The 25,256-nt window shown below is 53.3% G+C and carries 22 protein-coding genes; 20 read left to right on the top strand and 2 right to left on the bottom strand.

The genetic code is table 11. From position 1 onward, the window contains the following. Positions 1-70 precede the first annotated feature (70 nt). The 10 genes from BMX45_RS26835 to BMX45_RS26790 all read left to right on the top strand — a co-directional run bounded on the left by BMX45_RS26835 (position 71) and on the right by BMX45_RS26790 (position 11,443). Positions 71-1,327, top strand: coding sequence for an extracellular solute-binding protein (locus tag BMX45_RS26835; protein ID WP_090913330.1), 1,257 nt, complete (start codon positions 71-73; stop codon positions 1,325-1,327). Positions 1,328-1,395: 68 nt separating this feature from the next. Beyond that, positions 1,396-2,250 carry a protein phosphatase 2C domain-containing protein gene (locus BMX45_RS26830; RefSeq protein ID WP_090913328.1) on the top strand — a complete coding sequence of 285 codons (855 nt, stop codon included), beginning with the start codon at positions 1,396-1,398 and terminating at the stop codon, positions 2,248-2,250. A 106-nt stretch (positions 2,251-2,356) separates the two neighbouring features. Beyond that, positions 2,357-3,292, top strand: coding sequence for a sugar-binding transcriptional regulator (locus BMX45_RS26825; protein WP_090913326.1), 936 nt, complete (start codon positions 2,357-2,359; stop codon positions 3,290-3,292). A gap of 387 nt (positions 3,293-3,679) precedes the next feature. Further along, the gene (deoC, locus tag BMX45_RS26820; RefSeq protein WP_009589523.1) at positions 3,680-4,345 is read left to right on the top strand and encodes a deoxyribose-phosphate aldolase; all 666 of its coding nucleotides are present in this window, start codon (positions 3,680-3,682) and stop codon (positions 4,343-4,345) included. An 83-nt stretch (positions 4,346-4,428) separates the two neighbouring features. Further along, a complete protein-coding gene (locus BMX45_RS26815; protein ID WP_090913324.1) occupies positions 4,429-5,607 on the top strand; it encodes a NupC/NupG family nucleoside CNT transporter in 1,179 nt (392 codons plus the stop codon). 82 nt (positions 5,608-5,689) lie between these two features. Beyond that, positions 5,690-6,868 (top strand): phosphopentomutase, encoded by a 1,179-nt coding sequence (gene deoB, locus BMX45_RS26810; protein ID WP_090913322.1) that lies wholly within the window; start codon positions 5,690-5,692, stop codon positions 6,866-6,868. A 23-nt stretch (positions 6,869-6,891) separates the two neighbouring features. Continuing rightward, positions 6,892-7,599 (top strand): purine-nucleoside phosphorylase, encoded by a 708-nt coding sequence (deoD, locus tag BMX45_RS26805; RefSeq protein WP_009589537.1) that lies wholly within the window; start codon positions 6,892-6,894, stop codon positions 7,597-7,599. Positions 7,600-7,776: 177 nt separating this feature from the next. Beyond that, positions 7,777-9,078 carry a pyrimidine-nucleoside phosphorylase gene (locus tag BMX45_RS26800; RefSeq protein WP_090913320.1) on the top strand — a complete coding sequence of 434 codons (1,302 nt, stop codon included), beginning with the start codon at positions 7,777-7,779 and terminating at the stop codon, positions 9,076-9,078. A 423-nt stretch (positions 9,079-9,501) separates the two neighbouring features. Then, a complete protein-coding gene (locus BMX45_RS26795; RefSeq protein WP_090913318.1) occupies positions 9,502-10,464 on the top strand; it encodes an MraY family glycosyltransferase in 963 nt (320 codons plus the stop codon). Positions 10,465-10,579: 115 nt separating this feature from the next. Beyond that, positions 10,580-11,443, top strand: a complete 864-nt coding sequence (locus BMX45_RS26790; RefSeq protein WP_175495211.1) for an SDR family oxidoreductase — start codon at positions 10,580-10,582, stop codon at positions 11,441-11,443. A 245-nt stretch (positions 11,444-11,688) separates the two neighbouring features. Here BMX45_RS26790 and murQ read toward each other — a convergent pair whose 3' ends face one another. Both murQ and BMX45_RS26780 read right to left on the bottom strand, forming a co-directional pair. Continuing rightward, positions 11,689-12,600: an N-acetylmuramic acid 6-phosphate etherase gene (gene murQ / locus BMX45_RS26785; protein ID WP_090913316.1), complete on the bottom strand. Its 912-nt coding sequence runs from the start codon at positions 12,598-12,600 to the stop codon at positions 11,689-11,691. Between the two features lie 55 nt (positions 12,601-12,655). Further along, complete coding sequence (locus tag BMX45_RS26780) at positions 12,656-13,612, bottom strand: BadF/BadG/BcrA/BcrD ATPase family protein (protein ID WP_090913314.1); 957 nt, start codon at positions 13,610-13,612, stop codon at positions 12,656-12,658. Between the two features lie 226 nt (positions 13,613-13,838). Here BMX45_RS26780 and BMX45_RS26775 point away from each other — a divergent pair, with 226 nt between their 5' ends. The 10 genes from BMX45_RS26775 to BMX45_RS26730 all read left to right on the top strand — a co-directional run bounded on the left by BMX45_RS26775 (position 13,839) and on the right by BMX45_RS26730 (position 25,253). Further along, positions 13,839-14,675 carry a MurR/RpiR family transcriptional regulator gene (locus tag BMX45_RS26775; protein ID WP_009590115.1) on the top strand — a complete coding sequence of 279 codons (837 nt, stop codon included), beginning with the start codon at positions 13,839-13,841 and terminating at the stop codon, positions 14,673-14,675. Between the two features lie 45 nt (positions 14,676-14,720). Then, positions 14,721-16,115 carry an ABC transporter substrate-binding protein gene (locus BMX45_RS26770; RefSeq protein ID WP_009590111.1) on the top strand — a complete coding sequence of 465 codons (1,395 nt, stop codon included), beginning with the start codon at positions 14,721-14,723 and terminating at the stop codon, positions 16,113-16,115. Positions 16,116-16,245: 130 nt separating this feature from the next. Then, positions 16,246-17,163, top strand: coding sequence for a carbohydrate ABC transporter permease (locus BMX45_RS26765; protein WP_009590108.1), 918 nt, complete (start codon positions 16,246-16,248; stop codon positions 17,161-17,163). Between the two features lie 31 nt (positions 17,164-17,194). After that, a complete protein-coding gene (locus tag BMX45_RS26760) occupies positions 17,195-18,028 on the top strand; it encodes a carbohydrate ABC transporter permease (protein WP_009590118.1) in 834 nt (277 codons plus the stop codon). Between the two features lie 14 nt (positions 18,029-18,042). Continuing rightward, positions 18,043-19,149 carry an ABC transporter ATP-binding protein gene (locus BMX45_RS26755; protein WP_090913312.1) on the top strand — a complete coding sequence of 369 codons (1,107 nt, stop codon included), beginning with the start codon at positions 18,043-18,045 and terminating at the stop codon, positions 19,147-19,149. 26 nt (positions 19,150-19,175) lie between these two features. After that, a complete protein-coding gene (locus BMX45_RS26750) occupies positions 19,176-19,871 on the top strand; it encodes a hypothetical protein (RefSeq protein ID WP_090913310.1) in 696 nt (231 codons plus the stop codon). Further along, the gene (locus BMX45_RS26745) at positions 19,868-21,046 is read left to right on the top strand and encodes an exo-beta-N-acetylmuramidase NamZ family protein (protein ID WP_090913308.1); all 1,179 of its coding nucleotides are present in this window, start codon (positions 19,868-19,870) and stop codon (positions 21,044-21,046) included. Before BMX45_RS26750 ends, BMX45_RS26745 begins: the two co-directional genes overlap by 4 nt. 3 nt (positions 21,047-21,049) lie before the next feature. Continuing rightward, complete coding sequence (locus BMX45_RS26740; RefSeq protein ID WP_090913306.1) at positions 21,050-22,240, top strand: anhydro-N-acetylmuramic acid kinase; 1,191 nt, start codon at positions 21,050-21,052, stop codon at positions 22,238-22,240. A 129-nt stretch (positions 22,241-22,369) separates the two neighbouring features. After that, on the top strand, positions 22,370-23,839 hold the full coding sequence (locus tag BMX45_RS26735; protein ID WP_090913304.1) for an FAD-linked oxidase C-terminal domain-containing protein: 1,470 nt from the start codon (positions 22,370-22,372) through the stop codon (positions 23,837-23,839). A 16-nt stretch (positions 23,840-23,855) separates the two neighbouring features. After that, complete coding sequence (locus tag BMX45_RS26730; protein WP_090913302.1) at positions 23,856-25,253, top strand: (Fe-S)-binding protein; 1,398 nt, start codon at positions 23,856-23,858, stop codon at positions 25,251-25,253. Positions 25,254-25,256: the final 3 nt, after the last annotated feature.

Genomic DNA, 25,256 nt, shown 5'->3' with positions numbered 1-25,256 from the left:
TTGCGATGCTCGATTTGGTAGTTCTCCTTCTATATTGCTTCCTTTTATAATGTAAAAAAAGGAGGGGTACATGCTGGAGCGGAAAAATCGGATTTGGAGCAAGAATGGGCTGATCTGGATTATCTTTGTACTGATTATTGCCGGAAGTCTGGTTGTTTACTCGACTTATTTCCGGCGGCTCGGGCATCCGCCGGAGCAGAGGATCAAGGAAATCGAGCGAATGGAATGCTGGATTTACAGCAGTGAATGGGAACCGATACTTAAGTCCTTGCAGGCTCGTTATCATGAAGTGGAGATGAATGTGCGCACCTTCCAATCGTATGAGGCGCTGCATTCGGAATTGTCAGCTGCCATCTCTGCAGGACGTGCTCCACAAATTGCGGAATTGAACAATGCCTACGGTCTGGCGGAATGGGCAGAAGACGGGGCGCTCGTGCCCATCAAACTGCCAGGTGAGACAACGGACCTAACGGCTTCAGCCCGCAATGCGTTCACGTTTCAAGGTAAGCTGTGGGCGATGCCTGCCGGTGCATCGATTCCGGTACTTTACTATAATCAAGACAAGCTTCGGAACGCAAGTTTTCAGAGAGAACTGGAATTTGCGGATCTTGAGCAATTAAATGAAGAGATTTCAGGCTGGGTGAGAGGTCTGAACCATCGCAATGCGTCCATCAAGTGGAAGCAGGTATTGGCGGTGGATGAGAATTTGGCCTTTGTTTTTTTGAATATGTGGGGCCATCCGGCAGAAGAGGAGAGGGGAGAGCGGCTGCTTGAACTTCTCGGGGCATGGAACAGGCTGGTGTTTGATTCCGGTGTGATGTTTCCTCTGGAGCACCGACTGGCTCTGAGTGAATTCATGGACGGACAGATTCTGCTTCTGGTATCAAGCTCGCAACATATGCAGTGGATGGATAAGTATATTGCAGGCAAGTTCAATTATGGCGTAGTTCCTCTGCCGGGAGCAGTGGACCAAGGGGTCTCGCCGGGCTTTAGCGCTTTCGCCGTGCTTGCCGGGGGAGGCAACAGAGAACTGGCGCAGGAGCTTGTTAACCACATCGCTTCCCCGTATATACAGGACACTTTGCTGGATGCGACAGGCTATATGCCGGTCCGTCAAGACAGCCTGGACTCGCTGGCGCGGCAAACAGCGGAGGGGACCCGTTATAACATGTTGTTACGGCTGGTCGGGAATGATGACGGGACTGCACCAATGTCTGACGATTACAGACGTTGGAACCGAATCGATGAAACACTGAAAGCCTTGGAGATAGAGCGTAGACCGGATCTGGAGCAGAAGGCGGCCGATCTGCTGCCCCTTCTTCCCTGATCTGTCATACAGAGATTGGAGAACGAGATCATATGCGGGGGAGCTCCGTGGGAGGGATATGAAAACAGATGAAAGTGCAAAATTTGTCGATACAGGGGAGCGGTATCTGGAACGAGGATGCGCTTATTATCAACGATCAGCTGCAGATATACGGCGTTATAGACGGTGCCACTTCGTTGGTGCCGTTTCGAGGCTCAGAGGGGGAGACTGGCGGACGGATTGCCTCGCAGTTGTTAAAGCGATACTTTGAGCAGATTTCACCGGAAGAAAAGCGTAATCTGGAGCAGTTGACCCGTGAGGCCAATCGCATATTGGGAGTGGAAATGCAGGCGCACGACATACCGACCGATTCCAAGGATCAGTTATGGACGGCGGGAATTGCAGTGATCCGGATTACGGACCATTATATCGAATATGCTCAATCAGGCGACTGCATGATTATGGGTGCCTATGCTGACGGGTCTGTGCGCATGGTGACACGGGACCATGTGGCGCATATTGATTATGAATCCAAGCTAATCTGGGAACAGGCCGTCCTGGCCGGAGTCCAGTCGAAGGATCAGTTATGGGAGTTGGTGAAGCCCCGCATTCTCAAGAATAAAGAAAAAATGAATACGGCCAGAGGCTACTCCGTTCTGAATGGACGCTCGGACGCGGAGGATTTTATTGAGTACGGCAAGATTAACCGGATCCAGCTTGAGGAGCTGCTGCTGCATACCGACGGACTCTATTATCCTGAAAAATTGGTGAATGGGGGCAGACGGACCTCCGAGGAAATTTTGTTCCGCAATATTAAGTCGCGGGGACTGAAAGAGTATGCCGATTGGCTGGTGGCGTTGGAACATAGCGATCCGGAATGTATTACCTATCCACGATTTAAATTGTCTGACGATAAATCTGCGGTTTTGATCAGACTGGGGTAACCTTAGTTCAAGATATATGCCAGCTCCAACTCGCTATCGAATTTTGTGTCAGATCACGTTATAATGGACCCAATTCGATTACGACATCATAAAAGTGGGTTGGATCATGGATCAGGATAAACAGCGCCTCAGCATTGAGGCGGCAAGATTGTACTATATGTCGGATTACAGCCAGCAGGATATCGCCACGAGACTCGGCGTTTCCCGCCCTACGGTCTCCAGGCTTCTTCAGCACGCCAAGGAGCAGGGGTATGTGCAGATCAGCATCGTGGACCCTCTCGAGGACCTGGGCGCTTTGGCCGAAAGGGTGAAGAAGGCTTACGGTTTGGAACACGTGCTGGTGAGTTATTCTCCCGTCAACGAATACCGCGAAATCCAGAAGCATATCAGCAAAAAGGCAGCCGATTACTTGCATGAAACGGTCCAGGATGCGGATATCATCGGCGTTACCTGGGGAACGACCATGCATGCCGTGGCGCTTCAGCTGCAGCAGAAGCCCGTTCGGGGCGTCGAGGTCGTGCAGTTGAAGGGCGGCGTCAGCCATTCGCATGTGAACACGTATGCCGCCGAGATCGTCAATCTGTTCGCCGAGGCGTACCACACGATGGCGAGATATTTGCCGCTGCCGGTCATCTTCGACACCACGGAGCTGAAGGAAATGGTGGAGAGGGACCGGCATATCCAGCGGATTATCCAATTAGGCAAACAAGCCAATATCGCCATGTTTACGGTGGGCACCGTTCATGAGGACGCGCTGCTGTTCCGGCTCGGTTATCTGAGCAAGGAAGAACAGCAGCTTCTCCAGCGGATCGGCGCAGGCGATATTTGCTCCCGTTTTTTTGATGCGGAGGGCAGGGTGTGCAGCGAGGATATCAACAATCGTACGGTGGGCATCGATTTGGATGATTTGCGCCACAAGGAGAAATCGATTCTCGTGGCAGGCGGGCAGCGCAAGGTGGAGGCCATCCGAGCTGCGCTGATCGGCAAGTATGCAAACATCCTGGTAACGGACCAGTTTACGGCGCAAGCCTTGCTTCCATGAAATGTTCAACATATTGTCCAGTTTTACGGCACCTCGTTCCGGAAGATCGAAGCGGAAATCAGCTTCCTCTTGCCTGGACGGGGTGTTTTTTTGCGTATTGGAAATCAATTTCACAAGCCGTATGGGTGGCCGATTTTCTGTTTATGTTTAGGCTGACAGGGTATAGAGCATAGTACACGGTGAATTGTTAGATTATTCCTGAATGATGAATAGTCCTACAGCGAACAATGATAAATATCATTGCCATAAATCGGAATGAACATATTTTCAATATATGTTTTACATATGTTCAAGGCTGTGATATGATGGTCCCGTCTAAAGGATTAAGCGTTATGATAGCGCTTTTACAAGATTGCATAAAAACAATATAAGGAGTGTTTTAACCAGATGAATATAGCAGGAATGATCGACCACACGCTGTTGAAGGCGGATGCAACCCAGGCCGAGATCACGAAAATTACGGATGAGGCCAAAAAGTACGGATTTGCTTCGGTTTGCGTGAACCCGACTTGGGTATCCTACTGTGCTGAGCAGCTTGCGGGCACGAGCGTCAAAGTATGCACCGTTATCGGTTTCCCGCTGGGGGCTAACACGACGGCTGTAAAGGCTTTTGAAGCGAAGGATGCCATCGCTAACGGGGCTACGGAGGTTGATATGGTGATCAACATCGGGGCGCTGAAAGATCGGAACGATGAGCTGGTGCAGCAAGATATTCAGGCTGTCGTGGATGCAGCCAAGGGCAAAGCCCTGGTCAAGGTCATCATTGAGACAAGCCTTCTGACAGAAGAAGAAAAGGTGCGTGCGTGCCAGCTTTCCGTGAAAGCCGGAGCCGATTTTGTCAAAACCTCCACAGGATTCTCCACGGGTGGGGCTACTCCGGAGGATGTCGCCTTGATGCGCAAGACGGTCGGAGAAAACACGGGCGTTAAGGCTTCCGGCGGCGTGCGCAGCAAGGAAGACATGGATCGCATGATTGAAGCGGGCGCAACGCGTATCGGAGCCAGCTCCGGCGTGAAAATTATGGAGGGCGGCCAATCCAGCTCTTCCTACTAAATCGTTTATTGGATATAAGGTTTTCAATGATTCGGTAGCCATGCCATCTATCAAAAAAATTCACCTATGGGGGAACATCGACGATGAAATTTCTAATCGCCATACTAGGTTTGCTGGTCGTATTCGGTCTTGCGTTCCTTATCAGCAATGATAAGCGCAACATTCGTTATCGTCCGCTGGCTGTCATGATTGTGCTGCAGCTGATCCTTGGATTTTTTCTGCTGAACACGAATTTCGGCGAGTATCTTGTCAAAGGGATAGCGAATACGTTTAAAGCGCTGCTTGATTATGCCGGAGCCGGAATCGAGTTTGTGTTTGGCGGCATTGCCAATGAAGGTGCGGGTCCGTTCTTCCTGAATGTCCTGCTGCCGATCGTGTTTATTTCCGCATTGATTGGTATACTTCAATATATTAAGGTACTGCCGTTTATCGTAAGATATATCGGCCTCGTCTTGAGTAAAGTCAACGGCATGGGTAAGCTGGAGTCTTACAATGCGGTAGCTTCCGCAATCCTGGGGCAATCCGAGGTGTTTATCTCGGTCAAAAAACAGATCGCCTTAATTCCGAAGCACCGCATGTATACGCTCTGCGCTTCCGCGATGTCCACGGTATCGATGTCGATCGTCGGCGCATACATGACCATGATCGAGCCGCGGTATGTGGTGACCGCGCTTGTATTAAACCTGTTTGGCGGATTTATCATTGCTTCCATCGTCAATCCCTACAAGGTGGAGAAGGAAGAGGATATTCTGGAGGTGCAGGAGGAGGAGAAGCAATCCTTCTTCGAAATGCTGGGCGAATACATCATGGATGGTTTCAAGGTCGCGATTACCGTTGCGGCGATGCTCCTCGGTTTCGTTGCTTTGATCGCAATGATCAACGGCATTTTTGATATGATTTTCGGAATCACCTTCCAGGAGCTGTTAGGTTACATCTTTGCTCCATTCGCTTTTGTGATGGGCGTGCCTTGGAAAGAGGCGGTGGATGCAGGCAGCATCATGGCTACGAAGCTGGTATCGAATGAGTTCGTAGCGATGCTTAGCCTGGCCAACTTCACGGATATGTCCGAACGCACTGTGGGAATCGTATCGGTATTCCTGGTATCCTTTGCCAACTTCTCCTCGATCGGCATCATTGCCGGCGCAGTCAAAGGCCTGAACGAGAAGCAGGGGAACGTGGTTGCCCGCTTTGGCCTAAAGCTGCTGTACGGGGCGACGCTGGTGAGCGTGCTGTCGGCTACCATTACCGGACTGTTCCTGTAAGCCTGGCAGGAAACGAGCTACTACAAGCGAGCCTTATGGATAGTTTGATTTAACAACTCATATATGAGGGGAGCACTTGGATATGGAACGTTTTGACCGAATTCACTTGATCGTATTAGACTCCGTTGGCATCGGGGAAGCACCGGATGCGGCTGATTTCGACGACATCGGCTCCGACACGCTGGGGCATATCGCCCGCGAATGCGGCGGGCTGAACATGCCGAACATGGCAGCGCTCGGGCTGTCCAACATCCGGGAGATCGAGGGCGTCCCTGTAACGGATCAACCTCGGGCTTACTATACAAAAATGCAGGAAGCTTCGAATGGCAAAGACACCATGACAGGCCATTGGGAGATCATGGGCTTGTATATCGATACGCCATTTCGCGTATTCCCGGACGGGTTCCCGGACGAGCTGATTCAGCGCATCGAAGAGAAAACCGGACGGAAGGTCATCGGCAACAAGCCGGCCAGCGGAACGGAGATTATCGAAGAGCTTGGCGAAGAGCATGTAAAAACAGGGGCTTTGATCATCTATACCTCTGCCGATTCCGTGCTTCAAATCGCTGCTCATGAAGATGTGGTTCCTCTCAAGGAGCTGTACGAAATCTGCGAGTTCTGCCGCGAAATCACGCTGGAAGATCCGTATATGCTCGGCCGGATCATCGCCCGTCCTTTTATCGGCGAGGCGGGGAGCTTCAAGCGTACGGCGAATCGGCATGACTATGCCTTGAAGCCTTTCGGACGTACGACGATGAACGAGATGAAGGATGCCGGCCTTGACGTCATCGCCCTCGGTAAAATCTCCGATATTTACGACGGGGAAGGCATTACGAAGGCAGTCAGAACCGTATCGAACATGGACGGCATGGACAAAATGGTGCAAACCCTGGATGAATCCTTCAAGGGGCTGAGCTTCTTGAATCTCGTGGATTTCGATGCGGTCTACGGACACCGCCGCGACCCGAAAGGATACGGCCAAGCGCTGGAGGATTACGATCGGCGCCTGCCGGAGGTATTCGAGAAAATGACGGAGAACGATCTCTTGATCATCACGGCCGACCACGGGAATGATCCTACTTACAAGGGCACGGACCATACGCGTGAATACGTGCCGCTGCTTGTATATTCCCCTCGCTTTGCGGAAGGCAAGGAACTGCCGCTTCGCAAGACCTTTGCCGACATCGGCGCCACGGTTGCCGACAACTTCGGCGTGAAGCTGCCGGAGCACGGAACCAGCTTTTTGAATGACTTGAAATAATCGAACAAGTGGAGGAATGGGACATGAGTACACATATTGGAGCGAAACCGGGAGATATCGCGGAGTCGATTCTGCTGCCAGGCGACCCGCTGCGGGCTAAATTCATTGCCGAGACGTATTTGGAGGACGTGACCTGCTACAACGAAGTGCGAGGGATGCTCGGATTTACGGGAACTTATAAAGGAAAACGCATTTCCGTGCAGGGTTCGGGCATGGGCGTGCCGTCCATCGGGATCTATGTCAATGAACTCATTCGGGAATATGGCGTCAAAAACCTGTTCCGCGTCGGAACCTGCGGTGCGATGCAGGAGCACGTCCGGGTGCGCGACGTCATTCTGGCTCAGGCGGCTTGCTCGGATTCCGGCATGAACCGTCACCACTTCAACGGTTATGATTTCTCCCCGATTGCCAGCTTCCCGCTGCTGCTCGGCGCATATGAGCGTGGCAAGGAGAAAGGCCTGAAGATGCATGTCGGCAACGTATTCACGTCCGATGTGTTCTACCGCGAGGACAAATCCGTTGTGGAGAAGCTAATGCAGCATGGCGTGCTCGGCGTGGAAATGGAGACGACGGCGCTCTACACGATCGCCGCACGATTCGGCGTGAATGCCCTGACGATCCTGACCGTGAGCGATCACTTGCTCACAGGGGAAGAGACTTCTTCCGAGGAGCGGCAAACGACGTTTAACGAGATGATGGAAGTCGCGTTGGATACGGCGATTTCATTGTAAGGAAACTGCCCTGAGCGCAGAAGGCGGAATTGTTTTGGAGAAGCGAAGCCATCGTCTTTTCCCACGGATTCCAACAATAAGGAATCTGGGGGCAGCAGCGATCGGAAGAGCAGTCCGCATTTGTAGTGATTCCCGTGGAAGGAATACAATCATCGCAAACAGTGAGGAGAATGTACGATGAGAATGGTTGATTTAATTGCGAAGAAACGCGACGGCAAGGAACTGACAACAGAAGAGATCAATTTCTTTATCGACGGATATACCAAGGGAGACATTCCCGACTATCAGGTGAGCGCCATGAACATGGCGATTTATTTCCAGGACATGTCCGACCGGGAACGGGCGGACTTGACGATGGCGATGGTAAACTCTGGCGAAACGATTGATCTGTCCGCAATTGAGGGAATCAAGGTCGATAAGCATTCCACCGGGGGCGTAGGCGACACGACGACGCTGGTGCTGGCTCCGCTCGTAGCGGCTCTGGATATTCCGGTAGCGAAGATGTCCGGACGCGGCCTCGGCCATACTGGAGGAACGATCGACAAGTTGGAATCCATCGAAGGCTTCCATGTGGAGATCAGCAAAGACGAATTTGTGAACCTTGTGAATCAACATAAAATCGCCGTCATCGGCCAAACCGGAAACCTCACGCCGGCGGACAAAAAACTGTACGCGCTCCGGGATGTGACGGCCACCGTCAATTCCATTCCGCTGATTGCAAGCTCGATCATGAGCAAGAAGATTGCCGCCGGCTCGGATGCGATTGTGCTGGACGTTAAAACCGGCGCAGGCGCGTTCATGAAAACGGTGGAGGATGCCAAGGAACTGGCACACGCCATGGTCAGCATCGGCAACAACGTCGGCCGCAAAACGATGGCGGTCATTTCCGATATGAGCCAACCGCTTGGGGCCGCGATCGGCAACTCGCTGGAAGTGCAGGAAGCGATCGATGCGCTTCGCGGCCAGGGTCCGAAGGATCTGGAAGAGCTGTGCCTGGCGCTGGGCAGACAGATGGTGTATCTGGCCCAGAAGGCGGACTCGCTTGAAGATGCCGAAGAGAAGCTAAAAGAGGTGATTCGCAACGGCAAGGCGCTGGAGAAATTTAAGGAATTCATCCAGAACCAGGGCGGAGATCCATCCGTGGTGGATCATCCGGACCGTCTGCCGAAGGCGCAGTATCTCATTGAGCTTCCCGCACAGCAGGACGGCGTTGTCGCCGAGCTGGTAGCGGATGAGATCGGTACGGCGGCGATGCTGCTCGGGGCCGGCCGCTCGACGAAGGAATCCGAAATTGATTTGGCGGTAGGCCTGATGCTGAACAAGAAGGTCGGCGATACCGTGAAGAAGGGCGATTCCCTTATCACGATCCATGCCAACCGCGAGAACGTGGACGACGTGAAGCAGAAGCTGTATGAAAGCATTCGAATCGCTGATCATGCGGATGCGCCTGTGTTGATCTATGACATCGTGACGGAATAAGGTGAATCCCGATCCGAAGCGAGATACAAACCTGCCCTCAGAGGTTATCTGAACGGGGCAGGTTTTTTGGCGGTTATCGTCATAAACGGGGGATGAACCCTCATAGGATGGTAATGGGGAAAACGTAAGGCATTTAACGGGAGAGGGAGATGTGTAGTCCGGCAAGAGCCATCCTGCCATTCAAGGAGGCTTTTGGACATGACCATCGATCAGTTGATTGCTTTGCTGGCACTTATCGTTATGATCATTGGGCTTGCGGTGAAGAAGGAGTCTTAACCGATGAGTCCGAAAAGGGCTGCTGCTAAGTAGAAATTCTACGGATGCGGCAGTCTTTTTCTTTTTGATAGGTTGATAGGATTCGCTATAAGTCATATACTTAGATTGCAATGTTCTCCATTATTCATCATTCATTGGGAGGAAACCATGCTCTATTTTGCAGCGTTTGTCATATCCATGGTGCTGGTGTTGGTATTGATTCCGCCATTTCGCAAACTTGCGGTCAAGATTGATTTTGTGGACAAGCCAAGGCCGGACAGCGAGCGGAAAATACACCGCGAGCCGATACCGCTGACGGCGGGAGTCGCCATATTCATCGGATTTTTCATCACTTATTTTGCGCTTACAGGTACCATATCAAGGGAAGCCGTAGGTATCTTTATCGGTAGCGCGTTGATTCTGGGGATCGGACTCGTGGACGATTGGTATAAGTCCCAGGGCAAGGAGCTGGCTTCGCTGCCGAAGCTCATTGTACAGGTCAGCGCAGCCGTCGTTGTATACAGCTACGGCATCGCGTTCGAAGGATTCAACAATCCGTTTACGGGTCACTATATTAACTTGCCGGAATGGCTGCAGCTGATCTTAACGATTCTATGGATCTTCGGCGTTACGACGGTGATTAACTTCTCGGACGGTATCGATGGTCTGGCAGGAGGGCTCTCCGCCATATCCGGAGGTACGCTGTTTGTTGTCGCGATTACGATGGGCCGAGGCGAATCCGCCTTGCTCGCGGTCATACTCGTAGGAGCCGCCCTGGGATATTTAAGGTACAACAAGCCGCCGGCCAGAGTGTTCATGGGGGATGCCGGCGCTACCTTCCTCGGGTTCATCCTCGGGATCATTGCTCTGGACGGCGCGTTTAAGGGTGCGACCCTCGCGTCCTTGTTCGTTCCCATCTTTGCGCTGGGCGTGCCGATCTTCGATAATATCATCGTGGTCATCCGCAGAATGCTTCAATCCAAGCCGATCTATCAGGCCGATGCTTCCCAGGCCCATTATCGTTTGCTGGCAACGGGGCTCAACCAGAAGCAGACGCTGGTATTCCTGTGCCTGCTGAACCTGTGCTTCGGACTGGCTGCGATCATACTCGCCATGAATGGCGGAGCTTAAGGAGTATAGGCCTGGCATAAGCTTTCTTCAGTACGTAATTGAAGTCTCGTCTCCAGATCGATGTTGGTGGCGGGACTTTTTTAGTAGCAAGGAATACGAACAGGAGGTCAGCGGGATGAATGACATGACAGGAAAGATCGTCATCGTAACAGGAGCCAACTCCGGCATGGGCCTGGCAACGACGTCGGAGCTGGCAAAAGGCGGAGCGCACGTGATTATGGCCTGCCGTAGTCAAGCCAGGGGCGAAGCGGCTCTTCGGCAGGCGCAGCAGGAGAGCGGCAGCTCGAACATTGAGCTGATGTCCCTGGATTTGGGATCTTTTGACAGCATTAGGGCATTTGCTTCCGAATATAAGGCCAAATACGAGCAGCTTGATGTTCTTGTGAATAACGCCGGCGTGGTCACCATTCAGCGGGAACTGACGAAGGACGGATTCGAAGCGATGATCGGAGTCAACCATCTGGGGCATTTTTTGCTAACGAACGAGCTGATGGAGCCCCTTCAGCGTGCCAGGCAGGGGAGGGTCGTGAACGTTTCCTCCGGAGCGCACAAGATGGGCAGCATCCACTTCGATGATCCGAATCTTGGGAAGGGATTCAATGTGGCCAAGGGTTACGCGCAGTCCAAACTGGCTAACATCTTATTCACCAAAGAGCTGGCCCGCAGGCTGCAGCCGACAAGGATAACGGTTAATGCGCTTCATCCGGGCGCCGTCAGCACCAGCATCGGCGTGAACCGGGATACAGGCTTCGGCAAAGCCGTCCATAAGCTGCTTCGTCCATTCTTCTTAACCCCGCTCGAAGGAGCCCGGACAGCGATTTACCTGGCATCAAGCCCAGAAGTGGAGCATGTGACAGGGGAATACTACGTCAAATGCAAACCGGCCAAAACGACCGAGAAGGCAAGGGATCCGAAGCTGGCTGCGCGCCTGTGGGAATGGAGCGAACAACAGGTCGGCTTGGCATCGGACAAGGAGTGATGAACCCACGGTTTTTTACAAGAAGTCCAGGTTTCGCGAGGGGCTGAAGCCGAACCATCCGATGGGGCAGAACGGGCATCCATGAACGATGAAACCCGTCGGCCCATCAATAAGATGACGTCTAACCGTTCATAAAGGTCCAAGGCTGGCAAACAAATAAACGGGATATCCTCCAGATCGACCGGACCTGGGATATCCCGTTTAACATTTCACGACGTAAACTTCGCATATAAACACACGTTATATTATTTCGTTGTTTTCATATCGATCGCGCTGCGCACAAACCCGCTGGTACCATCAAGAAGCTTGGAGGCTTCGGCGGCACTGACGTTGGCAAGCAGCATCACGATCGCGGTTTTGACATGGGCGCCGGCTTCATGGTAGGCCTTCTCCACGGCCTCCTCCGATGCTCCCGTTGCCAGGGTAATGATGCGCTTGGCGCGATGGACCAGCTTATTGTTCGACGGGTTGAGGTCAACCATCAGGTTTTTGTACACTTTTCCGATCCGAATCATGGCTGTTGTCGTCAGCATGTTCAGAATCAGCTTCTGAGAGGTGCCGGCCTTCATGCGCGTGGAGCCCATGATGACCTCGGGGCCTACGACGGCCTCGATCACGAAATCGGCATACTGATGCATCGGCGATTCGTAATTGTTGCAAAGACCGATAACAACAGCCCCTTTTTCCTTGGCGCGTCTCATGGCGCCAAGGACATACGGCGTGCGTCCGCTTGCAGCAATGCCAAGGACCACGTCCTTCTCATTGATACCGTTTTCATTGATATCCTGCTCGCCAAGCTCTTCGCTATCCTCAGCGCCTTCGATAGCCTCTTTGACGGCCCTGAAGCCGCCGGCAATCAATCCCTGCACCATGGACGGGTCCGTTCCATAGGTAGGCGGGCACTCGGATGCGTCCAGAATCCCGATGCGACCGCTGGTCCCCGCACCGATGTAAAACAGTCTGCCGCCTTTCTGGAAAGCTTCGACGACGTGATCGGCCGCCCTGGCTATCAGAGGAATGAGTTCGCGAATCGCATCGGTGATCAGGCTATCCTCATTGTTGATGAGGATCATGATTTGTTCCGAGCTCAACTGATCAATGTTCTGGGTATTTTCATGAGGCTGTTCGGTTGTCAATTGACTTAGCATATTCGTCATGAGACAGGTCTCCTTTTTTGCCTTGGAATATGGACGGGCACTGATGATGTGGAAGCTACAGCAAGTCAGAGACGCCGTCAGTAAATAGCTTGCAGGCCAACAGGGCCCCGCCCTGCGCGGGCGTTCGCTCACGGTTTCCTTCAGGGAAACGGAGCAGGGGGTAACGTGTAAGCATAAGGCTGGTGTACGTCTCCCGGAACCATCGTGAATGTTTGAAAATCGAGCCGATGCCCACAAGCTCGCTCTTGGTGAATTCGGCGTTCTGGCGAATGAGCGCGCAAGTGGTATCGGCCAGCTCTTCGGCCTGCTGCCTGATAATGCGGAGTGCCGTTTCATCGCCGGCGTCGGCTGCCTCGATGCAGCAGCGGGCGAAGGAGGCGATATCCTGTTTCGTTATAGCGGGCTGGTAAATGTAAGATTTGAGGTCGGTAATATGCCGGATCGGGTAGGCTGCAACGATCAGGCTGCTCATGAGGGTGGGGGGCGTTATGCCTTCATGGCTCTTGATCACGGATTTCAGAGTCTGAAGTCCGATCTGATAACCGCTGCCTTCATCTCCGAGAAGATGTCCCCAACCACCGACGCGGTGGATGTCTCCCGATTGGGTGATGCCGTAGGTATTGGAGCCTGTTCCTGAGATTGCGAGTATTCCATGCTGACGCCCCAGTACCGCCATCAATGAAATTTCGGCTTCCGAACGCATGTAAATACGCAACGAGAACTGCCGCTGCCGGAAGTAGGAACGCAGGTGAGATTGTACACGCTGCCGCTCCTCAACCGAACTTATACCTGACATACCAAGACATATTGATGTTAATAAAAACGACTTATTAAAAAGGGGGGACAGGAGCTCATCCAACACGGTTTGGAGTTCCTCCATCGCTTTATCGAATGTTACAATGTAAGGATTGGTGGAACCTCCGGTAAAACAGGACAACACTTCTCCAGCGCTATTGATAGCGGTTGCTTCGGTCTTCGTACCGCCGCCATCGACACCGATAAAAATTTCCATATTGAACCACTTCGCTTTCTATATCCAGTATAGGAGAAAAACCAAGTGTTGTAAAATAAAATTTTAAATCATGAATTATGTATTGAAATATAATTTCATACAATTTATAATAAACTCAATCCACTGATAGTGAAAGCGATACCAGTCATGCTTTCATTCAAGATGTGTAAAGTAATGTTACATAGTAGTGACCGTCAGAGGATGATTTGAAAAGGGGGGGCAAGAAATGAACGGCGGATTGGTTCGATTGCGCGAGGTGTATGATTCATTAAATCCGTCCGAGCGCAAGGTTGCAGCCTTCATTTTGCAGGAGCCGGCAGAGATGATACAAATGTCGGTGGCGGATCTTGCTGTCCGAAGCGGCTCCAGTCAGGCAGCGATTGTGCGCCTGTGCAAAACGATGGGATTCAAAGGCTATCAGGATCTAAAGCTGAAGGTAGCCGGAGACTTGCAGGAGCCATTAGCCACCGGATATCAGGATATCCGGCCCAATGACAGCATTTCTGCAATTATACAGAACGTCTCGAACAATAACATTCAATCGATTCGGGATACGATGAAGATTATGGAGGAAGGGATGGTGGAAGAGGCCGTTCTGGCCCTCGATCAGTCGAAGCGCATTTTCATGTTTGGGGTAGGGGCTTCCAATCTGATCGGGATGGATGCCCAACAGAAATTTTTGCGGATCAATAAGGTATGCATATCTTTTCCGGACCCTCATGTTCAGCTCACCTCGGCGGTGCTGCTGACTCCGGATGATGCGGCCGTATGCATTTCCTATTCCGGTGAAACGGACGAGGTGATCCGCGCAGCAGCCATTGCCAAGGAGAAGGGATGCAAGACGATTGGCATTACCAAATACGGCGATTCAACCTTGAGCCGATCGGTCGACATCCCTTTGTACACCTCCTCGACGGAGAACGAGATTCGCAGTGGCGCGATGTCCTCTCGTATTACGCAGCTTAATCTTATCGATATTTTATATCTTGGCGTCGCCAGCCGGAATTACGAGAATTCAGTGAAATACCTGGATGAAAGCCGGCGAGCGATCAAGCGGTTGTAGTTCATAGCGAAACCACAAATATATAAATGATAAGGGGAGTAGTACATGAAGAAAAAAGGTTGGCTTACATTGTTGGCTTCTTTGATGCTCGTGTTTACCGCGGCTTGTGGCGGTTCCGGCGGAGCGAAGGCACCGGAAGGCGGAAGCGGAACGGCTTCGGAAGGAAATGGCGAAGCTGCGCCGAAGCAGGACACGGTCGTTGTCTGGACTTATCCGGTACATGGTAAATACGAAGATGAATTGAAAGAGCATGTGGCGGATTTGAAGGAGAAATATCCGCATATTACCGTACAAACCGAAGTGCTCTCCTGGGCGGAAGGCCCGAAGAAGTTCGACGTCGCCTTGAATGCCGGCAACCCGCCTGACCTATACTTCCACGCGGTGGATGGAGCTTATGTGGATACGGGCCTGGCACTGGAACTGACCCCTTATATTACGGATGAAATCAAGAACGACTACCTGCCAGGGACGCTTGAGCTGGGCCAAATCCAGGGCAAGCAGTATGGTCTCCCGCTGTACCAATCCCTCTGGGCTTGGGGCGGCAACAAAAAGATTCTCGAAGAAGCAGGCATCGACTGGAAGGCTATTCAAGAGAACGGCTGGACTTGGACAGAATTTAAGGCTGCTGCCGAGAAGCTGACCAAGAAACTTCCGAACGGCAATACGCAGTATGCGCTGGTGACGGACGGTACTTCCTTGGACTTCATGGAAATGCTGACGCGCAGCAACGGCATGCCTGACGTTCTGAACGACAAGGGCGAGTTCCAATGGAATGACGAGCGGATTCTGGATACGATGACGTTCGTGTCCGATCTGATGAAAGCCGGACATCTGCCTGCCGAGACTGCCGCGATTACGCCGGCGAAACGGATGGACCTGTTCTATGCCGAGGAAGCCGCGATCGTGTCCAAGGCGATCCCTTACTATGATGTGATGCTGCAGAACCGCGCGAAGGATATTGACAGCGGTACGGTCCAAGGCGCGAAAATCGACTTCGTCCTGCTGCCGGTTCCGCATAATGACGGGGCTGAGCGCAAGACCTCCATGTTTGGCGAAGGCTACGTAGCGTTTAAACAGAAGAAGGATAAAGGCGAAGAGCATGCAAAGAATACGTTCCTGATCATGGAAGGACTGAGCGGCGCGAAAGCCGGTAATTCCGCGAATGAACTGGTGCTGCCTTTCGTACGTAAATCCCAAGCGGAGTTTTATGAAGGCAAAGGGCTCGGGACGGAATCTACTATTAAAGCTGCGGAAATTTTCGCGAACTTCAAGGAAATTCCGGTGACTTTGAATCTCGATGCGGATGCTTCGGGCAACCAGAAGAAATTCAAGGAGCAAGTGGTGAAGCCGAACATTCAAGCGCTGTTCTCGGGTGAGAAGACGCCGGAGCAGATCGCACAAGACTTCAAGGACAAAGGCAAACAAATTTTAGGACAGTAATTGAAGTTATAAGGGGGTGTCCCGTTGTCCTTAGCAGGAACGATCGGGGCACTCCCTTTTTAAACCAATCGCTCCAGGCTCAAAAAGGCTTCATGAAAATACTTCACCTGTGCGCAAAGGAGGAAATCAAATGCAGACTGCCCCGGCGCAAGCCCGGCCCTCACGTCCCCCTATGAAGGGGTACATACGAGAATATGGATGGGCGTATTTATTCATTCTGGCTCCCGTACTGTTGTTTTTGATATTCACGCTCTACCCTGTCGCCTCCGCTTTTCTGATGAGCTTTCAGGAATACAGCGTGATGGGCTCCGAATGGATTGGAGCAGACAACTATACACGGATGGTACAGGATGAAGTGTTCTGGAAATCCATGAGGAATACGGTCATCTTCACGATCGGTACCGTTCCGGTCAACATTGTCATTACGTATGCATTATCCTTTTTTATTTTTCAGATGAAAAATAAATGGCAGACGTTCTTCAAGGCTACGATGTATTTGCCGGCCGTTGCCTCCGGCGTCACCATTTCGGTGGTATGGCTCGCGATCTACGATCCGACCCAAGCCGGGCTGCTGAACCGTTTCATCGGATTGTTCGGATTCGACCCGGTCATATGGCTCGGCAAATCGAACACGGCGCTCTTTTCGCTCATTCTGATGAACTGGCTCGGTTCGCATGGCGCGGGCATTATTCTCTATTTAGCCGCCATGGGCGGGATTCCCAAATCGCTGTATGAAGCCGCGGACATCGACCATGCCAGCGGTTGGTCCAAATTTTGGCGCATTACGTGGCCGCTGATGAAGCCGACCACCCTGTACCTGCTGGTGACGGGCGTCATTACGTCCTTCCAGGTGTTCATCTCGGTGTATCTGATGACGCAGGGCGGACCGAACTTCGCGACGACAACCATCGCCTATCTGATTTACAGCACGGCGTTCAATTTCTACGAATTTGGACTTGCGGCGGCGCAATCTTTTGTTCTGGCTGCCTTGATTATTGTCATTTCCATCATTCAATTCAAATACTTCTCGTCCGACGTGGAGTACTAAGGCCTATTTTTGAAGCTAAGGGGGTGCACCTATGAAATCAAGATCAAAAGTGATCATGCTGATTGTGGCCTCGGTCATTCTGGTGGTATGGAGCGTTCTGACGATCATTCCGATGTACTGGATGCTGATCGGCTCTGTGCAGGACACCAAGTCAGCGGCATCGTTTATCCCGAAAATGATACCGGAGGTATTCTCCGTAGCCCCGTACGAGCGTTTTTTTGGCAAAACCGACGTCATGAGGTGGCTCTTTAACTCCTTATTGATCTCATCCATCCTGACGGTGACCAACGTATTCCTGGCTTCGCTCGCAGGGTATGCTTTTGCGAAGCTGAAGTTTCCGGGGAACAAAGCGGTATTCTGGATTTTGCTCAGCACGATGATGATCCCGGCGCAGGTGACGCTGATTCCGCTTTACATTTTGATGATCGACGTATTTGATCTCGGGAATACATACACGGCGATTCTTCTTCCCGGAATCGTAAGCGTGGGCAACATTTTCTTGATGAAGCAGTACATGTCATCGCTGCCTACCTCTTTGATACATGCGGCGCGCATCGACGCTTGCGGCGAATTCGGCATCTTCTGGAAGGTCATTCTTCCGATGGCGAAGCCGGGTCTTGCCGTGCTTGCGATATTCACGTTCGTTGCATCATGGAACGATTTCTTCTGGCCCTTCCTCGTGACCAACTCGACGGAAATGAGGACGATTCAGGTCGGTCTTGCTTCCTTCGTCTATGCGGACACGACCGATTTCGGCGCACTTATGGCTGGAGCAACCGTCGCGGCACTGCCGATGATGATCCTGTTCTTCTCGCTTCAGCGCTATTTCCTGCAAGGCATCACCATTGGAGCCGTTAAAGGCTAGAAGGAGGCAAAGTTATGGCACGCGTAGAATTTCGAAATATACGAAAAGAATTTGTAGACGACAACAAAGGGACGTTTACCGCTGTAGCGGGGTCGGACTTTGTGATCAATGATAAAGAGTTCGTGGTATTCGTTGGTCCGTCCGGCTGCGGCAAAACCACCTCGCTGCGCATGATTGCAGGGCTTGAACGTCAAACGTCCGGCGACATCATCATCGGCGACCGGGTGGTCAACAATCTGCATCCGAAAGACCGCGACATCGCCATGGTGTTTCAGGATTATGCGCTGTATCCGCATATGACGATCCGCGAGAACCTCTCCTTCGGTTTGAAGAACCTGAAGAAGCCCAAGGCCTATATTGAGCAAAAGGTATCACAGGCAGCCTCCATTCTCGGCCTGGAGTCGATGATCGACCGGAAGCCGCGCGAGCTGTCCGGCGGACAGCGTCAGCGTGTGGCGGTAGGGCGGGCGATCGTGCGCGACCCGCAGGTGTTCCTGTTTGACGAGCCGCTGTCGAACCTGGATGCGAAGCTTCGCGTGCAAATGCGGGTAGAGCTGTCCGAGCTGCACAAGCGCCTGGAAGCTACCATCGTATACGTCACGCACGATCAGGTTGAAGCGATGACCCTCGGTGAGCGTATCGTTGTAATGAATAACGGCATTATCCAGCAGATCGCCTCACCGACCGAGCTGTATGCGAATCCGCAGAATATGTTCGTAGCCGGCTTTATCGGATCCCCGCCAATGAACTTCATCGACGTGCAGAAGGAAGGAAATGTTCTCCGGATGGAAGGCGGGACATTCACTATTCCGGATTCGATGGCAGGTGCCCTAAGCAAATACGACAACAGGCATTTAATTCTGGGGATTCGCCCCGAGCATATCACCGGCGAGGATCTGCCGGGCACAACCAATCTGAATTACAAGTATTCCACGAAGGTTCAGGTCGTTGAACATCTCGGCTCGGAGAATCTGGTGTACTTCCGCGTAGGCAACCGGACCGTGACCGCGAAGGTTCATCCGGAAACGACGGGTTATCCGGGCATGGACAAAACCTTCATTTTCAATTTCGATAAAGTGCATTTCTTCGATCCTGAGACGGAGCAGCGTATCGATTGGTAAACAACGACGAAGAGGAGAGGAAAGCTATGCGCAAGCTGAATGATGTGTTGAAGAAGACCGGGGTTGAGATTTACCGTGAGATTACGGCGGTGGCCTTATACAGCATGATTACCTCGCTGGTGCTCGTGACGGTGATCATGTTCGTGCCGCTGATGGTAGCGCTGCTGCTGCTGCCGGTCCTGTACATGCCGCTCTTCTATGGGGTTTGTTATGCGTATCACCGCAAGACGGAGAGAGGAAAGTCGAGGCTTAAAGATGTGTTCCAAGGTGCGATCAAGGGACTCGGACCTGCCGTAGTCATGGGCTTCTTCTTCGTGGTGATGGCGCTGATTTTGTGGTCCACCTGGTGGTATTACGGGGGCAAAGAGGGAATCGGTTATCTTGCGATCGGCGTGTTCCAAACCTATTTTGTCATCATGGCGCTCATCTCCCAATTCTACACCTTTCAGCTTGTCATTCAGGAAGGGATGGGCATCTTCAAGGCCATGGCGCACAGCGTCAAGCTGTTCTTGAAGTTTCCGGCCTATACGCTGGGCGCGTGCTTCCAAGCCTTCTGCGTCGCCATTCCGCTGCTCGTCACAGTTGTTGGCTTTGGATTCTTATTTAACGGCATGTGGGCCATATACCAGCATAAGGTTACGTATAATGTACTGAATCCGGAAGAGGCCAAGCCGGCGGAAGACGGTGTGGTGGCCTCGGAAGCGAGAGGTGTAGGCATATGATAAGAGGTAATGTGCGAAGCGGAATTGATGTGCTGCCGGAAATCAAGCATGAGAAAATCACGGGTCGTCGCCTTGGCGTCATTACGAATCCGACGGGGCTCACGTCGGATTTTCGTTCATCTATCGAGGTGATTGCTGGCTTGCCCGAATCGGAACTGACGGCTTTATTCGCTTGCGAGCACGGGCTGCGAGGTCAGCTGCAGGCAGGCAGGCACGTGGATGACGAAGTGGATCCGGTATTCGGCGTGCCGGTGTACAGTCTGTACGGTTCGCGGCGCAAGCCGGATGCCGACATGCTGAAGAACGTGGACACGGTCATCTTCGACATTCAAGATCTTGGCGTGCGCTTTTATACGTATATGACGACGCTGCTGTATGTTATGGAGGCATGCGCCGAACATGGCAAGAGCCTGCTTGTCCTGGATCGACCGAATCCGCTGGGCGGCGAGCGCTGCGAAGGAGGTTTCCTTAAGCCAGGATATGAATCCATGGTGGGCGGATGGCACATTCCCATTAACACCGGGATGACCATCGGCGAATTCGCGCGCATGGCCAATGACATGCGGGGAACCGGTTGCGATCTGGATGTCATTAGGCTGGAAGGCTGGACGCGCGGCATGGAATATACCGACACGGGCTTGCCGTGGGTGCTGCCTTCGCCGAACATTCCCACGATGGATACGGTGCGGCTGTACAGCGGGACCTGTTTCTTCGAAGGGACCAATCTTTCGGAAGGCCGGGGGACGACCCGGCCGTTTGAATGGATTGGCGCTCCATGGGTCAATGGGGAGGAGCTGGCCCAGGCGTTCAACGCATACGGATTGCCCGGCGTCCATGCCCATTCCATGTACATGACCCCTACCTTCTCGAAGCATCAGGGCGAAGGCTGCGGCGGGGTGATGCTGTTTGTGACCCATCCGGCAGAAGTAGAGGCTGTGCGCGCAGGGCTTGTGCTGCTGCATCTTGTCAGCCGGATGTACCCGGATCAGTTCCAGTGGCTTAGCCCGCCGGAAGGACGCAGCCGGTACTTCATTGATTTGCTGACGGGAAGCGAGGATGTCCGCCGGCACATCCACGAAGAAGCCGGACTCCAGCGTCTGGTTGCGGAGTGGGGCAAGGACGCGGAGCAGTGGAGAACGATGCGGGCTCCGTATCTGCTGTACAGGGAGGCGTAAAAAATGATGTTCTCGCCATGGAAGGAGGGCAGGCCGGCCATTGTGGTCGGCCTGATGTCCGGTACTTCGCTGGACGGCATTGATGCGGCCATCGTCCGCATACAGGGAAGCGGTTTCGGGGCATCGGTTGAGCTGCTGCATTACTATAGCAAGCCTTACGAACCGGAGCTCCGTCAGCGGCTGCGCGATTTGTGCAGTGCGGAGAATTCGAACAGCGCTGCTGTCTGCAGTATGAATGCATACTTGGGGTGTCAGTTTGGAGCCGCAGTCCTGGAAGCGGTTGCCGATGCCGGCATGCGCATAGATGAAGTGGATTTGGTAAGCTCCCATGGACAAACGATTTGGCATCAGCCCGTACCGGAGGAAGGGGCTCCGTATTCCGTCGCTTCGACTTTGCAGATCGGCGATATTTCCGTTATCGCCAAGCACACCGGCAAACTTACGGTAGGAGACTTCCGGCCCGCGGATATGGCGGTTGGGGGTCAAGGGGCACCGTTTGCGCCTTACGGAGACTTGATCCTGTTTCGGCATCCGGAGCGGGGGAGGCTGCTGCAGAACATCGGCGGGATCGGCAATTGTACGGCGCTGCCCGCAGGGGCGGATCCTTCGGATGTGCTGGCCTTTGATACCGGACCCGGCAATATGATCATGGATGCGGTGGCCCATCTGCTGACCGAAGGGCGATTATCCTATGATGAAGGCGGCACATGGGCTGCCCGGGGGAACCCGGATCAGGTCTTATTAAGGGAGATGATGGCGCATCCCTATTTTCAAGCAGAGCCGCCGAAATCAACGGGCAGGGAATTGTTTGGCCACAATTACGCCGTTTCATTTCTGGAGCAAGCCCGGCTCAGGAGCCTCTCGGATGAGGATACGATGGCCACGGCGACGGCGTTTACCGCACATTCCATTGCCGATAGCTATGTGAACTATGTGTTTCCTCACCACAGAATGGATGAGGTGATCGTAACCGGTGGAGGGGCTCATAACGAGACGCTGCTCTCGATGTTAGGGGAGCTGTTGCCGGAGCAGAAGGTCATGACCTCCAAGGCGCTGGGCTTCGATGACGATGCCAAGGAAGCCGTGATTTTTGCGCTGCTGGGCAATGATTTCATGCTCGGCGTTCCTAACAATTTGCCAGCTGCAACCGGTGCGCACAGGCCGACCGTTATGGGAAAGCTGGCGCTGCCTTAGACCATTCATGAAAGCCAGCAAACGGAAGTGCCAGGCGATGGCACATAGATAATGTTAGGCAGCAATTTGGTGGTAAGTAAAGGGATTATCTTAGTAGTCAAACCCGAATAGGGGAGGGGGAGAAACAACATGCTGGAAACTGTCATTCGCGAGCAGCTCGCCGCCGTGGTTGGCGGGAAGTGGTTCAAGGATGATCCGGAAAGTCTCGTCTCATACAGTTATGATGCTACGCCGCTGTATCAAGCGATGCCGGACGGAGTTATCTTTCCTGGAAGCACGCAGGAGGTCTCCGACATCGTCAAAATTTGCTCGAAGCACCGGATATCCGTTATTACGCGGGGAGCGGGCAGCAATCTGTGCGGCGGCACCATCCCGCTTCAGGGCGGCCTGATCGTGGTTATGACCCGTATGAACAAGCTGCTGGAAATCGATGCGGATAATCTAACCGCGACCTTCCAGACGGGTCTGAATACAAAGCAGTTTCATCTGTCGGTCGAGCGGACGGGGCTGTTCTATCCTCCGGATCCGAGCAGCATGATCATCTGCACGATGGGGGGCAATATCGCCTTGGGAGCCGGCGGGCTGCGCGGATTGAAGTATGGAACGACCAAGGATTACGTACTCGGTCTGGAGGCCGTGTTGCCGGACGGCAGCATCCTTCGCACGGGCGGCAAGCTGGTGAAGGATGCCGCCGGGTATGATTTGACCCGATTATTGGTGGGATCGGGCGGAACGTTAGCCATACTGACGGAAGCCACGGTGAAGTTAATTCCGAAGCCTTCATACAGAAAGGCCATGGTCGCCGTATATGATGACCTTCAAGCGGCGGCTCGAACGGTATCCAACATTATAGCCAATCATATTTTCCCGTGCACCTTGGAGTTCATGGATCAGCCGACTCTTCAGGTGGTTGAGGATTTTGCCAAAATCGGGCTCCCGGTTCACGCCAAAGCGATGCTGGCTATCGAGCAGGACGGCAGCGTAGAGGATGTGGAGCGGGATCTGAAGAAGCTGGAGGAGATATGTCTTGCTTCGGGCGCGGTGCAACTGAATATCGCCAAAACCCCGGAAGAAGGGGCAAAGGTGATGGAGGCGAGACGGAGCGCGCTCGCTGCGCTGTCCCGTCTGCGGCCGACCACGATCTTGGAGGACGCAACGGTTCCGCGTTCGAAGATTGCGGACATGGTGCTTGAAGTTCAGCGCATCGCCCAGAAATACGATGTGCAGATCTGCACATTTGGCCATGCCGGGGACGGCAATCTGCATCCGACCGCGATGACGGATGCTCGCGACCCGGAAGAAATTCATCGCGTGGAAGAGGCATTCGCCGAAATCTTTGAGGCGGCGATTGCCATGGGCGGCACGATTACCGGCGAGCACGGCGTCGGTATCGTGAAGGCGCCTTACCTGGAATGGAAGGTGGGCGAGGCCGGCATCCGGATGATGAAATCCATCAAGGATGCAATCGACCCGCACCAGATCATGAATCCGGGCAAGCTGTTTGCGGAAACCCGAAAGCGCATCGTATTCCAGGAGCGGACGGAGCAAGCAGGGCGGGACTCAGCTTCGGATCAGGATCGGAAGATCGAAACATCGTGAGAGGAGGCGATCGCGCATGAATTCAACCCATGAGAAGCTTGCACAATCGCTGAAGCTGACGCTGGACGAGGATCAATTGACGAACTGTATGCGCTGCGGGTTCTGTCAGACCGCGTGTCCGACATTCATCGAAACCGGGCTCGAGGCTGCCTCCCCACGCGGGCGGATCGCCCTCATGAAAGCGGTTGTCGATGGTTTGATGGAACCGGATGAGAGTTTTCGGAGCCAAATGGATCTCTGTCTGGGGTGCAGGGCATGCGAGCCGGCGTGTCCGTCCGACGTGAAATACGGCCAATTGATCGAGCAGACCCGGGCGGCCATTGCGGCGGAGAAACCCTATTCGCTGCCGGTACGAGTCGTCCGCAAGACGTTCCTGCAAGGGATTTTCCCGCATCGCGGAAGACTGAAGCTGATCGGCAAGACGCTTTCGTTCTATCAGAAATCCGGGCTGCAGAAGTTTGCGCGCAGCTCCGGGGCCATGAAGCTGTTTCCCGACCATCTTCAGCAGCTGGAAAAGGCGCTGCCTGACGTAACGGGCGATGGTCTGGAAGAGCTGTGGAGCAAGGCCGGCTTGCCGTACCGCCGCGAGACGACAGGCAGCGGTTCCAAACTTATGGTGATCCCCGCGTCCGGGGCCAAGGTCGGCCGGGTCGGCATGTTTCGGGGCTGCATTATGGATGTCATGTTTGCTTCTACGAACGTGAACACCGTGCGGCTGCTGCGCCAGGCCGGGTTCGAGATTGTCATTCCGGAGGAGCAGGTATGCTGCGGTGCGCTGCATGCCCATGCCGGTGAAATGGACGATGCCAAACAGCTGGCCGGCCAGAATATATGGGCTTTTGGGGAAGCGAACGTGGATTACATTGCAAGCAATGCGGGGGGCTGCGGCGCCCTGCTGAAGGAATACGATCATTTGATGCATGCCGAACAGGATAAGCGGCTTCAGCTAGCGGCCATTCGTTTCGCAGAACAGGTAAAGGACATCTCGGAGCTGCTGAACAGCCCGGGACGACCGCTTACGCCGATTCAAGCGGAAAGCGCGAATAAGACCGTCAAAGTCACCTACCAGGATTCTTGCCATCTGCGCAATGTCATGCGGGTGCAAGGAGAGCCTCGCCAGCTGATGCAGCAGCTTCCGGGCGTAGACATGTGCGAGCTTCAGGGAGCAGAGGTTTGCTGCGGGTCCGCAGGCATTTACAATCTGACCCAGACGGAAATGTCGACGACGCTGCTCGATCATAAGATGGAGCATGTGGAGGCAACAGGGGCCGAGGTTATCGTGACCTCGAATCCAGGCTGCCTGCTGCAGATGAAGTGGGGCATCGAGCGTGCCGGTAAACAACGCGGCATCAAGGCCGTTCATCTTGCCGATTTTCTGGCAGCGCAGGTAAGGATTGAGGATGTGGGCGAGTAACGA

Origin of the sequence: Paenibacillus sp. cl141a (assembly GCF_900109305.1) — a bacterium.
Lineage (GTDB): Bacteria > Bacillota > Bacilli > Paenibacillales > Paenibacillaceae > Paenibacillus_AQ > Paenibacillus_AQ lautus_A.
This window is presented reverse-complemented; position numbering and strand designations above follow the sequence as displayed.

Coding starts and splice junctions, on each gene's coding strand:
- BMX45_RS26835 (WP_090913330.1), top strand. CDS start 71: ATGCTGGAGCGGAAAAATCGGATTTGGAGCAAGAATGGGCTGATCTGG.
- BMX45_RS26830 (WP_090913328.1), top strand. CDS start 1,396: ATGAAAGTGCAAAATTTGTCGATACAGGGGAGCGGTATCTGGAACGAG.
- BMX45_RS26825 (WP_090913326.1), top strand. CDS start 2,357: ATGGATCAGGATAAACAGCGCCTCAGCATTGAGGCGGCAAGATTGTAC.
- deoC (WP_009589523.1), top strand. CDS start 3,680: ATGAATATAGCAGGAATGATCGACCACACGCTGTTGAAGGCGGATGCA.
- BMX45_RS26815 (WP_090913324.1), top strand. CDS start 4,429: ATGAAATTTCTAATCGCCATACTAGGTTTGCTGGTCGTATTCGGTCTT.
- deoB (WP_090913322.1), top strand. CDS start 5,690: ATGGAACGTTTTGACCGAATTCACTTGATCGTATTAGACTCCGTTGGC.
- deoD (WP_009589537.1), top strand. CDS start 6,892: ATGAGTACACATATTGGAGCGAAACCGGGAGATATCGCGGAGTCGATT.
- BMX45_RS26800 (WP_090913320.1), top strand. CDS start 7,777: ATGAGAATGGTTGATTTAATTGCGAAGAAACGCGACGGCAAGGAACTG.
- BMX45_RS26795 (WP_090913318.1), top strand. CDS start 9,502: ATGCTCTATTTTGCAGCGTTTGTCATATCCATGGTGCTGGTGTTGGTA.
- BMX45_RS26790 (WP_175495211.1), top strand. CDS start 10,580: ATGAATGACATGACAGGAAAGATCGTCATCGTAACAGGAGCCAACTCC.
- murQ (WP_090913316.1), bottom strand. CDS start 12,600: ATGACGAATATGCTAAGTCAATTGACAACCGAACAGCCTCATGAAAAT.
- BMX45_RS26780 (WP_090913314.1), bottom strand. CDS start 13,612: ATGGAAATTTTTATCGGTGTCGATGGCGGCGGTACGAAGACCGAAGCA.
- BMX45_RS26775 (WP_009590115.1), top strand. CDS start 13,839: ATGAACGGCGGATTGGTTCGATTGCGCGAGGTGTATGATTCATTAAAT.
- BMX45_RS26770 (WP_009590111.1), top strand. CDS start 14,721: ATGAAGAAAAAAGGTTGGCTTACATTGTTGGCTTCTTTGATGCTCGTG.
- BMX45_RS26765 (WP_009590108.1), top strand. CDS start 16,246: ATGCAGACTGCCCCGGCGCAAGCCCGGCCCTCACGTCCCCCTATGAAG.
- BMX45_RS26760 (WP_009590118.1), top strand. CDS start 17,195: ATGAAATCAAGATCAAAAGTGATCATGCTGATTGTGGCCTCGGTCATT.
- BMX45_RS26755 (WP_090913312.1), top strand. CDS start 18,043: ATGGCACGCGTAGAATTTCGAAATATACGAAAAGAATTTGTAGACGAC.
- BMX45_RS26750 (WP_090913310.1), top strand. CDS start 19,176: ATGCGCAAGCTGAATGATGTGTTGAAGAAGACCGGGGTTGAGATTTAC.
- BMX45_RS26745 (WP_090913308.1), top strand. CDS start 19,868: ATGATAAGAGGTAATGTGCGAAGCGGAATTGATGTGCTGCCGGAAATC.
- BMX45_RS26740 (WP_090913306.1), top strand. CDS start 21,050: ATGATGTTCTCGCCATGGAAGGAGGGCAGGCCGGCCATTGTGGTCGGC.
- BMX45_RS26735 (WP_090913304.1), top strand. CDS start 22,370: ATGCTGGAAACTGTCATTCGCGAGCAGCTCGCCGCCGTGGTTGGCGGG.
- BMX45_RS26730 (WP_090913302.1), top strand. CDS start 23,856: ATGAATTCAACCCATGAGAAGCTTGCACAATCGCTGAAGCTGACGCTG.